The organism is Candidatus Zixiibacteriota bacterium (assembly GCA_014728145.1).
GTDB lineage: Bacteria > Zixibacteria > MSB-5A5 > JAABVY01 > JAABVY01 > WJMC01.
Window position 1 is genome coordinate 1 of sequence record WJMC01000226.1, and the last position, 11023, is coordinate 11023.

The 11023-nt window shown below is 51.0% G+C and carries 7 protein-coding genes; 6 read left to right on the forward strand and 1 reads right to left on the reverse strand.

The window, feature by feature from the left end:
• The 3 genes from GF404_12675 to GF404_12685 form a co-directional block, all read left to right on the forward strand.
• Positions 1–1935: cytochrome C (locus GF404_12675; protein ID MBD3383035.1), on the forward strand; the 1935-nt coding region annotated here is incomplete at its 5' end.
• Between the two features lie 306 nt (positions 1936–2241).
• Positions 2242–3522 (forward strand): 2-hydroxyacyl-CoA dehydratase, encoded by a 1281-nt coding sequence (locus GF404_12680; GenBank protein ID MBD3383036.1) that lies wholly within the window; start codon positions 2242–2244, stop codon positions 3520–3522.
• The gene (locus GF404_12685) at positions 3523–4290 is read left to right on the forward strand and encodes a 3-hydroxyacyl-ACP dehydratase (GenBank protein ID MBD3383037.1); all 768 of its coding nucleotides are present in this window, start codon (positions 3523–3525) and stop codon (positions 4288–4290) included.
• On the opposite strand, the gene GF404_12690 is transcribed toward GF404_12685, so the two are convergent.
• Positions 4278–5666, reverse strand: coding sequence for an acetyl-CoA hydrolase (locus GF404_12690; GenBank protein MBD3383038.1), 1389 nt, complete (start codon positions 5664–5666; stop codon positions 4278–4280). The genes GF404_12685 and GF404_12690 overlap by 13 nt on opposite strands.
• 121 nt (positions 5667–5787) lie before the next feature.
• Between GF404_12690 and GF404_12695 the strand changes: the two genes are divergently transcribed.
• The 3 genes from GF404_12695 to GF404_12705 all read left to right on the forward strand — a co-directional run.
• Complete coding sequence (locus GF404_12695; GenBank protein MBD3383039.1) at positions 5788–7314, forward strand: cyclic nucleotide-binding domain-containing protein; 1527 nt, start codon at positions 5788–5790, stop codon at positions 7312–7314.
• Positions 7307–7660 (forward strand): DUF3307 domain-containing protein, encoded by a 354-nt coding sequence (locus GF404_12700; GenBank protein ID MBD3383040.1) that lies wholly within the window; start codon positions 7307–7309, stop codon positions 7658–7660. The genes GF404_12695 and GF404_12700 overlap by 8 nt, the downstream gene beginning before the upstream one ends.
• Positions 7653–11023, forward strand: a 3371-nt coding sequence (locus GF404_12705; GenBank protein ID MBD3383041.1) for an AAA family ATPase, incomplete at its 3' end; no start/stop codon positions are given. The genes GF404_12700 and GF404_12705, both read left to right, overlap by 8 nt.

Sequence of the window (11023 nt, forward strand, 5' to 3'; positions counted from 1 at the left end):
TTTTACCTGAGCATATTCATTATCTCATCGATTGCCGTTTTTCTTCTGGGCCTGTTTCTGGTGTTTAAAAGCAGTCATTTACTGCAGAAGGTCGTCACCCTGCTTTTGGTGGTAATCGGCCTGGCCTGGATCGGGGGATTCGAGTATGTGCGCGAGCTGGCTCGTCGCCCCTATGTTATCAGCGACCTGATTTATTCCAACAGCATTTTCGTAAAAGACCAGGAAAAGCTGAACGAGGAGGGTGTGCTGGCCCATGCTGTCTGGGTCGAACACAGAGAGATCACGGAAGAAAACAAGTTCGAAGTCGGCCGTGAGATTTTCCGCCTGCAATGCCAGAGCTGTCATTCGATCGGCGGAATCCGTAATGACATAGTCTCCCGTTCGGGACACCTGACCCACCTGGGCATAAAGGCGCAGTTGACCGGCCAGGGCAAGATCCGCAAATACATGCCTGAATTCGTCGGCACTGACGAGGAGATGGAAGCCCTGGCGGCATACATCAGTTTCTGGATTCACGGCTACAAACCGAGTTCCGATCTCGACAAATACAATCTCGCGGGAGTCGATCAAAATGTCCCGGAATTCGATCATAAAAACGATGACTACGTGCTCCTGGTATGGAACGATCTGGGTATGCATTGTATCTCCGATTCCGATCCTTGGTTCGTGATCCTTCCTCCTGCCAACACCCTTGAGGCGCAGTTGATCAAACGGGGTGAGACACCTGAGAAGGTTATTTCGGGCGCAAAACTGACCTATAAAGTCGAACCGGGCTTTGAAAACCCTTCTGCCCATGTCCCGTTCTGGGATTATGAAGACAAGAATTTCGGAGTGGAGCTACAAGAGAACGTCGGCCTGTTCGGGCTCGGCCTGGAAGGCGAAATGCATTTCGATCCAGAACGGGTAGCATATATCGCCGAGGCAATACCGGTGGTGCCGTACAACGATGACGGCAGTTTTAACCCCTACCCGCTTTTTACGGTTGAAGCCCGCGATTCCGCCAGCGGCGAGCTTCTGATATCGACCAAGGTGGTAGCGCCGACCTCGACTGAGATGGGATGTCGTAATTGTCACGGGGGCGACTGGGCGGTCAACGATATAGCCGGGGTTTCCGAGGAAACCGCGGTCAATATTCTCAAGGCGCATGACCGCCTCAGTGGCACGAACCTCCATGAAGAAGCGCTGAACGGCAATCCAAAACTGTGCGCTTCCTGTCATGGCGACCCGGCCCTGGGCACCGAGGGCAAAGCTGAGCACCTGTATATGTCGCAGGCGGTGCATGGCTGGCACGCCAGCTATATGCCGGTCGAGGGCGGTGACGCCTGCGTGTTGTGCCACCCGGCTTTCATGCACGGACAGACCCGTTGCAACCGCGGAGTTCACGGCGCACTCGGCAAGACCTGCGATCATTGCCACGGCACACTCTCCGATCATGCCGCCGCACTTCTCAAGGCACAGATCGATCGCCCCAGCGCGAAATCACTGCTTGAACCGCTGGAGCCGGTACAGGTAGCTTCGATCGATGATATCAATCCGCGCATGCCCTGGATCCAGGAACCGGATTGTATTACCTGTCATGTCGATTTCGAACAGCCTTCACCCGATGCGCGCGCTTTCAATGTCTGGAACGAGGAATTTTCTGAGCTGTACCGGATGCGCACCGGATATGCCGGTATCCGCTGTGAGGCCTGTCACAACTCGCCCCACTCGCTCTACCCGGCCTTCAATATGTTTAGCCATGACCGCGACAACCTGCAACCATTGCAGTACAGCGGGATGCGTTATCCGCTCGGTTCCAATGAAAGCTGTGAGGTCTGCCATACGATCGAGATGGATTTCACTGTTCACCACGAGAATATGCTCAGGCCGTTCCGCAATCATGACCTGATCGAGGAAATCCACAAGGATATTCGACCAACACAGGTTTCCAGGTAAACTGATTCTGATTGGGATAAAGGCCCGGTTTTAAACCGGGCCTTTATCTTTAATGAAGAGGTGATAAAACCAGAATATACTTGACCAAAGCCGTAGAATATATAAATTAAAACAGCAAGCGGTAACTTATAAAGATAAGGTCTTTCGAATGATTATTAGACTTTTCACACTTCATCAATTCTCCTGAGGCCGAACTAATCGGCCCGGGTGGCTGACATTCATTACCGCCTCTGTATTTCCGCGCAGTCTTACCTGACCTTCTGGAAAGCTTCCGGAAATACCGGAGGCAGACAACCAGGAGGTTCTATGTCAGAACAGTACCAGCAGATGTGGGCTGAACTGGGTCTCGACCTCGAGGCTCATGACGCTCTCTTAGCAACCCTGGGACAGGTCTACCAGGATATTTATCTGGCACAGCCAAACCGTCCCAAGGCAATGGAATACTTCGATTTCGTTATGAGCGAAGTCCATGGGCTTCGGATCAAAGAGTTGATAGACGCAAAAAATCAGGGACGTAAAGTCATCGGGTCATTTTGCGTATTCGTGCCGGAGGAAATCATCCTGGCGGTCGACGGGATCTCGGTTGGGCTCTGCGCGGGAGCTGAGTTCGGATTTGATCTTGCCGAAAAGGTTCTGCCCCGCAACACATGCTCATTGATCAAGTCGGCTTTTGGATTCAAACTGGGCAAAGTCTGTCCCTATATCGAATCCTGTGACGTCGTCGTCGGAGAAAATACCTGTGACGGAAAGAAGAAAGCCTATGAGATTTTTCAGGATATGGTCGATGACCTGTATATTCTCGATCTGCCTCAGAGTAAAACTGATCAGGGTCGTCGGCTTTTAAGAGAAGAGTACCGTGGATTCATCGGCAAGATGGAAGCAGTCTCCGGAAAAACTATTACCGTAGAAAATTTGCAAAAGGCAATTGAAACAGTCAACCAGAAACGCCAGGCTCTCGCTCGTCTGCGAAGCCTCCGCTCTGCCAACCCGGTACCTATATCCGGACTGGACGCGCTTTTAATCAACCAGATTTCATTTTACGACGATCCGGTCCGTTTTACTGCTTCGGTCAATAAGCTCTGTGATGAACTCGAACAGAGAGTTGCTCATAAAGAAGGCGTTTTTCCAGCGGACACGCCCCGGATTTTGATGTCAGGTTGTCCGATGGCTGTGCCGAACTGGAAACTGCCCAGCATTGTCGAATCTACAGGCGCAGTGATTGTTGGCGAAGAATCCTGCGTCGGTGAACGCGGAACCCGTGGTCTGGTCGATTCCAGGGGAGGCGGTATGGAAGAAATGCTCGACAACATAGTTGAAAGATATTTGCAGATCGACTGCGCTATTTTCACACCCAATCCGGAGCGCCGGAATAATATCGACTCTATGACTTCGATGTATAAAGCTGACGGTATTCTGCATTACAGCCTGCAATTCTGCCAGCCTTATTCGATCGAAAGTGGATTGATTGAAAATCAGATGGAAGACAACGGCATCCCGGTTTTGAGGATAGAGACCGACTACAGTATGGAGGATGTCGGTCAGCTCAAGACACGCGTGGAAGCATTTATGGAAAGGATCAGCCAGTAGATGATCTCAGCCGGGCTCGATATCGGATCGCGCACTATCAAACTGGTTATTGTCGATGACGGTACAATCGTACATTATCGAGTTATCGAAAACAGTTTCAAACCGCTGGAGATAACTACCAGCCTGCTGGAGGGTAACAGCTATGATACAATTTATGCCACGGGCTACGGACGTCATCTCGTCAGCAGGCATTTGAACTGCCCGGAAATAAGCGAAATCAAGGCGATGGCTCTGGGGGCGTATGCTCTCTTTCCCGGGTGCCGTACGATCCTGGATATCGGTGGACAGGATACCAAGGCGATTTCGCTCGATAAGAATGGTCGTCTGCACAAGTTCGAAATGAACGATCGTTGCGCTGCGGGAACTGGCAGGTTTTTGGAGATTATGGCTATGGCGCTCGGGTATGCGCTGGAAGAATTCAGCCAAAGCGCCCGGGCTTCCCGCAGGGCGGAGAAAATCAACAATATGTGTGCGGTTTTCGCGGAATCTGAAATAATCTCGATGGTCTCCCAGGGAGCTGACCGGGCAGAGGTCGGCCTGGGAATCCACCAGGCCATTGCCCGTCGTACGATAACCATGCTCAATCGAATATCGCTCGAACCTGAGCTGGTCTTCGTCGGGGGAGTTGCCAATAACTCCTGTCTGCGGGAAATCCTTGAAAAACAACTGCAGGTGCAAATCAAAGTACCGGAAGATCCGCAAATTGTCGGCGCTTACGGGTGCGCATTGCATGGCTTAAAAGAAGCCGTGAAAAATCAGAGCTGTTGAAGTGCTTTTTCGTAGGGAATGAATCCGGGCACGCCCTTGAACATGGTCAAGTCGGGCTTATGGAAGGCGGGATCATCGCGGATCACCTTGAGCAGTTTGTCCCGTTCCTCCGGCATAGCCAGATGAGCGATACCGACCGCGCGTTCGCCCATACTGAGGCTCATAGGATCGAATGCGCCATGTTCGGTTACCAGGATGACCCGGTCGGCTGGAATCGCGGTTGTGGTGATTCCTGCCGGGCAACGGTCGACGATTTTGGAACGGCCATTTTTCGTTGTCGATTTCATGGCGATTATCGCTACACCGCCGGGGGCATTCTGCGCGCCACGGATAAAATCCGACTGTCCGCCGATGCCGCTGTAAATCTTGCGCGCGTCCAGAGAATCAGCCCAGGTGTTGCCGTGCAGGTCGACACCGATAGCCGAGTTGATCGCCACCATATTCGGTTGCTGTGAAATTATAAACGGGCTGTTGGTGTAATCCGAGGGACGGCTCTGAACCGAACTGTTGTTGTTAAACCAGTCGTAGCCTTCCTGATCGGCCGCCAGAAATATCGAGGACACCGAGAAGTTAATGTTTTTCTTCCACTTGTTGGTGACCACACCTTCCGTAACCAGACGGGTCATGGCATCGGCAAACAATTCGGTATGGATCGCGAGGTCACTTACTTTTTTGCGCAGGATCGCGTCGGTAACCGCCTCGGGAACTTCACCGATACCGTATTGCAAGGTACTGCCCGGCTGGGTCCGGGTACCTCCCTGAACATACAGGGCGGCGATTATCTCACCGATCTTACGCGCGCGCTCATCAGGTTTATGCACCGGGCTGGCTGGTAGCGGGTAGTCGACATCGATCAGGTAATCTATGTAACGTTCGGGAATAACTGTACCGGCCACAAACGGCATACGGGCATTGCGTTCGGCGATTACCATCCCGCCCTTGTCACGAGCCGAGCGAATCGAGGCCAGTACCGCTTCGACGGTGGTTCCCAGGCTGTAATTTTTACCATTGTCCGGACCCGCCACCGAACATAATACGATATTGGGACCATCCGGTTCGGGCGCGTAACGCGGGATCTGCGAGAGGTGCATCGGATGATACTTAGCCCAGCCCTGGTTGACCGCTTCACGGGTCAGGTAGCTGTTAAAGAGAACCCGATGAGTCAAAGTCTGGCAACGTTCTTCCGAAAATAACGGCTTGATATGATCGCCCAGGGGCAATACACAAAACAACGCCACATGACGAATCGATAGATCTTCTGCCAGCTGACGCAGTAGCACCTGCGGGGTGGCGGCGTTGCCGGAAGCATAGATCACGCTGCCGCGCGGGATAATTTTCGGATTGATGATCTCCGCGACATCCTTGACGATCTTCATGCGGGACAGGATAATAGATTTTTCCAAAAAATCCAGCGGAATTTGAAGCTACTAAAAGATCAACTCAAAATCCAGGTTTTTATCCGCTTAAGCAGTCGAATAAGTTGTCGATAATGGTAATATGAGCAATCCGACGTCATCTCAGACAAATCCCTCGCTGGATTTGTACCTGGTCAAACTGGCCGGAAAATATTCGAAGTATCAGCCCAACGATGTGGTTTTCCGTGAGAGCGAACCGGGCAATACCATGCTTCTGGTTTTGAAAGGTTCGGTGATCATCACAAAACAGGACGAAAGCACCGGTCAGCCGATGCTTCTGGCAACCCGTTACGCCGGAGAAATGATCGGCGAGATGGCCCTGGTCGAGGAGGGCAACCGTTCAGCTACTGTCAGCGCTGAAAGCGAGTGCGAGGTTCTCGAATTCACCAAGGAAAATTTCGAGAAAGTGATTAAATCTCATCCCTCGTTCGCCACCCGTGTACTCAAGAGCCTGAGCACAAAACTTCGTGAGTCCGACACGGTGCGAACATCAGAGCTGGCTGAACACAATCGGCTTTTGACCGCCTCCAACAACCGCCTCCTGAAGCTGAACTCGTTTCTGGACTGTGTCATTGACCAGTCACCGACTCCGATATTGCTGGTCACGAAAAACGAGTACATCTTCAGGTTAAACCGTGCCGCGGGTGATATGTTCGGTATCGATCACACGGATGAGGACCACCGCCTGCATCAACTCTTAACGGACCTCAATTTCTCAGGGGTCACAAAAGATCTGGAAGGTACCTGGTTCGGCGAGGTCAAGGGAAAACGGGGCAAGCAGGAATTCTCCGTCTCAGTTTCAATCACAGCCCTGCCGGATTTCCAGAACGAAGCGGTTTTTCTATTGATCTGTCAGGATCTCGAGCGGTTGCAGATGTCGGCCCGCGCGATTCAGGATTATGAAAGGTTCATAAGCGGCCAGTATACTGCTGTTGAACTAGCCTGTACAATGGGTCAATTTGTAAAAGGTGAATTCGACGACAACGAAGAGCTCAAGACCGCTTTGCAGGATGATGCTGATCGGAAAGTCCGTAAGAACGCTCTCGAAATCGCCCATCGCACCCTTCGCGATGTGCTCCAGTTTACCCGTAATTTCGTAACCTACCGCGGAACGAAATACGACTACGGATTTATTGACCTCAGGCTGACGGTCGGTACTATCATCCGCTTCTGCCGTTCCCAGAAGCGATTCGCCAATATCCAATTCGAATTTAAATCCGAAAAGGAATTCCCCAAAAAACTATTCGTCAAGGGGATCCAGATTCAGAACCTGCTGATGAATATACTGATCAACTCGGTCGAAGCGTTCGAAAAATCAGGTAATCGAGACGACAACCAAGTAACAATCGAGTTGATCCGACCCAAAGATGAAGACGATTCCGTAATTGTCACGATTTCCGACAACGGTCCGGGGATGATCGCAGATGACCTCAAAAAGATCTTCAATCAGCGCTTCAGCACAAAGTCCGGGGGCCTGGGGCTCTCGCTTTTAAACGCCAAAAAAGTGCTCGCTTCCCACGGCGGTGATATCCAGGTCAACTCGCAACCCGGCCGTGGCACAAACTTCAGAATAAAACTGCCCCTTCGTTCGGTAAAGAGAGATGCTTGACCTGCTGTTTTTTCTCCTGCTGGGTCATTACATCGGTGATTTCGCGCTCCAGAGTGATAACCTGGCAGAGAATAAGAAGAAGTCGATCCGGGCACTGAGCCTGCACGTATTCATATACGTTATCGCGGTCGGAGCAATGCTGTACCTGGGATTATGGTACAACCGCAGTGAATTCCTGTTACAGGTGGTGAATCTATATGCACTGGGGGGATTATTCATTCTGCATTGGACACAGGATTTTGTGAAAAGCCGATGTGTGAAGTGCGGACGGCAGGTATTCTATACCGATCAGGCTATTCATCTGGCAGTTCTCTATGCTATGAGGATAATTATATACAATGGCTGAAAGCAATCGAAAATACACAAGCCTTATCCCGTTTTTGCCTCGTAAGGTGATCCACTGGTATACCGACAATCCCGGCGATGAGGTCCATCGCCACAGTACAATGACTGGTATTCTGACCTGTATCGACATATCCGGCTTCACCTCACTTACGCGCACGCTTTCCAAATATGGACGAGAGGGTCCCGAGATTTTGACCACTTATTTAAATGATATATTTTCTCACCTGACCGGACGGATATATGCCCACAATGGTGACCTGCTTAAATTCGCCGGTGATGCTGTCTGGGCCAGCCTTCCACAGGATTCCGCATTCGAGAACTTCTGCCGTGAGATGTTCGAGGTAGTGTCATGTTTCAACAGAGATCATGAGGAATTCGAGCACACCCTGAGGGCACATATCGGGGCCGAAATCGGCCAATTCAGCCTGGCCACTCTGGGTGATCCCGCCTTGAGACTGGAAGCCGAGCCGGTGGGAGATATGGTCGAGCTTGTCTGGGAGGCGACAGACATGGCAGAATCCGGACAGGTCGTAGTCGGCCCGCGGATGGCCGAAAGATATACTCATAACTGCTCTAAATTTCGGGCTAGTGAAAGCTTGAGTCTTTTCGATCTCGACCTCGAGGCAACCGTTTCCACAAAAACCATAACATCTGTTAACGAATCAGCTTTGCCGAAACAGATCAAAAAAATTGAAAAGTACATTCCGGGCGAGGTCGTCAAACGGATCTTGACATCCAGAGAAACGGAATCGCTTCAGAGCGAATTCCGCGACGTGGTCGTGATGTTCATACGCTTTGGATTGACCGATCCTTTTACGAATCAAAACCGGGATAGACAGATCGATACATTCAACCTCCACATAAAAAAAATCTTTGAGACGATTCATGAGCTCGGGGGAAGTATCGCTCGAATCGATCCGTATAGAAGAGAGCATAAACTGCTGGTGCTGTTTGGTGCTCCGGTAAAACGTGAAAACAGTCCCCTCAAGGCGGCCAGTTGCGCTATCAGGCTGAGACAGGAGCATAACGACGATTTTCCACTCACGGTCGGAATGGCTTCCGGCAGTCTTTTTTGCGGCGAAGTCGGATCAGAGGTACGCAAGGAATATACCGTAATGGGCGAGACTGTAAACCTGGCGGCCAGGTTGATGGCACAGGCGAAACCGTCCGAAATCCTGCTCGACCAAAAATTGCGCGATGATCTGCCCGTGAGTATCGAAACTGGCAGGAGAGTTTTTGCCCTCAAGGGTGTCGGTCAAAACATAACGGCATTCAGTATCTCCGCGGTCAGCGAGGATTCATATCAAGCGAGTCCCGCACAAGCCATGGTCGGACGAAAAAACGACCTCTTGCAGATATGTAAAGAGTATCGTCAGACGATAAACGGTAACCTGCGTATCCTGTGTCTCAAGGGAGAAGCAGGCATGGGCAAAAGCAGTTTGATAACGAGTTTTGTCAACCAGTTCGCCGGCCTTGACAGTGTCCAGTTAGACTGCCACAATCAACTGCTGTTCGGTTCGAACTGGCCGGTGCGCCGCGTGATTTTCAGCCTCTTCGAAAGATCCCTGCAAAAGCAGAAGAAATCATTCGAACAATTCCTGAGCGACAATGTCGACAAGCGCTGGCTTCCGCTTCTGGCAGATATGTTCAGGTTCAAAATCGAGCAGACCTCATGGACTCGTGAACTGGAAAGTGAACTGTACCTGGAAAAAACCGGCCAGGTGATTCGAGATCTGATGCAAAAGCTGATCTCTTACCCGATAGTGATCGCGATCGATAATTTAGATCAAGCCGACACATTCGTTAAACGTATTTTTACGAAGCTGGCTGAATTGCCACACGATACTCCTCTCTTTCTGATTCTGGGTGGACGAGATTTATCGGACTTGGTGTTAAATTATGATATTGAAACTACTACTCTCATAAAACTCAAAGCGCCAGACACTGCGGTCTGGTGGGAATTCTTCGACACATCTTTTTACGGTGGCAGAAGAGAAAAAGAACTGTTTGGAAATCTTTTGAAGAGTTCAGCCGGCAACCCGCATTTCATCAGCGAATTCATCGCCCGCGCGCTGGAAAATAATGTGTTGTTCCGAAATCCGGTCAGCGGTTTGCTGGAAGCGGACCTTTCCTTATCCGAATACACGCTTCCAAACAGCCTGGAGGAGATTCAGCTCCAGCGTTTCGATAACCTGCCCGAGAACATGCGCAATATTCTCAAGACCGCCAGTGTTTCTTTGGGACCGGTCAACGCAGACCAGCTTCAGCGGGTCATGGAAACCGGTATGACTGAGATGATTGAATTTACCCTCACCGAGCTCGAAAAACGAGGTTTTCTGGTCTACGATCACAGCCGTATGAATTATGAGTTCAGCCACCAGTCACTCAAAAGCGCTATCTACTCCTGTCTGACAGAAAATCAACGCCGCCACTACCACGACAGTTACGGGCGGCTACTCGAGGATCGCAAACAAGCGGCACAAGCATCGCATCTGGCTGAACATTTCTACCATGCCGTGCATGACCACAAAGCATTCGAATATGCAATGATTGCCGGTCTGGAAGCGATTGGCATCCATAATCTGACTGATGCCGATAAATATTTCAATTATTGCCGACAGATCCTGAGACGCTCCGGGGTCTCAGAGTTCGATGAGTGCAAGCTTCTAAAATTCTATTCGCAATTTGCACAACTCTCGATTCGGCAGGGAAATTTTTCCAGAGCCTACCCCCTTTTACGGCAATGGCGCAGGTATGCCAGAGAACTCGGCCAGGCTGAAAAAGCCTTGCAGGCTTCTATTGAAACCGCACGCCTGTTGTGGCGTCAGTCACGCTACCTGCGAAGTCAAAAGATCCTCGACGCACTCGTAAACTGGCCTGAATTCGGAAATTATCCGAGGCTATATTGCCAGGCATTGACGATTATCGCGGAAATCCATCGCCGGCGCGGAGATTTTGAGAACGCCCTAAAGTCGTGCCAGGAGGCACTGGCTAAAGCCAGGCAGATAAATTATCCTGAGATGATCGCCGAGGCTGGAAACCTGCTGGGATTGGCGCTCTGGGGAGCCGGTAAACTCGATCAGGCCGCCCGGGCTTACAGCGCGAGTCTCGAGTTCGGACGACTGCATGAGGGCATGATGACTCAGGCACAGGTTTCCAACAACCTGGCTATCATCAACTGGGAGCAGGGAGATTTTATTGCTGCTCAAAAGCTTATGCATGCAGCGCTGGAGATCTTCAAGGATTTCGGCGATCGCCAAAAGGCGGCCTATACAGCCGGAAACCTTGCCGGGCTGGAGAAAATTTTCGGCAATTTCGAACCGGCTTCCAGCCTGCTTTTAGAAGCCGATCTGATTTTTCAAAA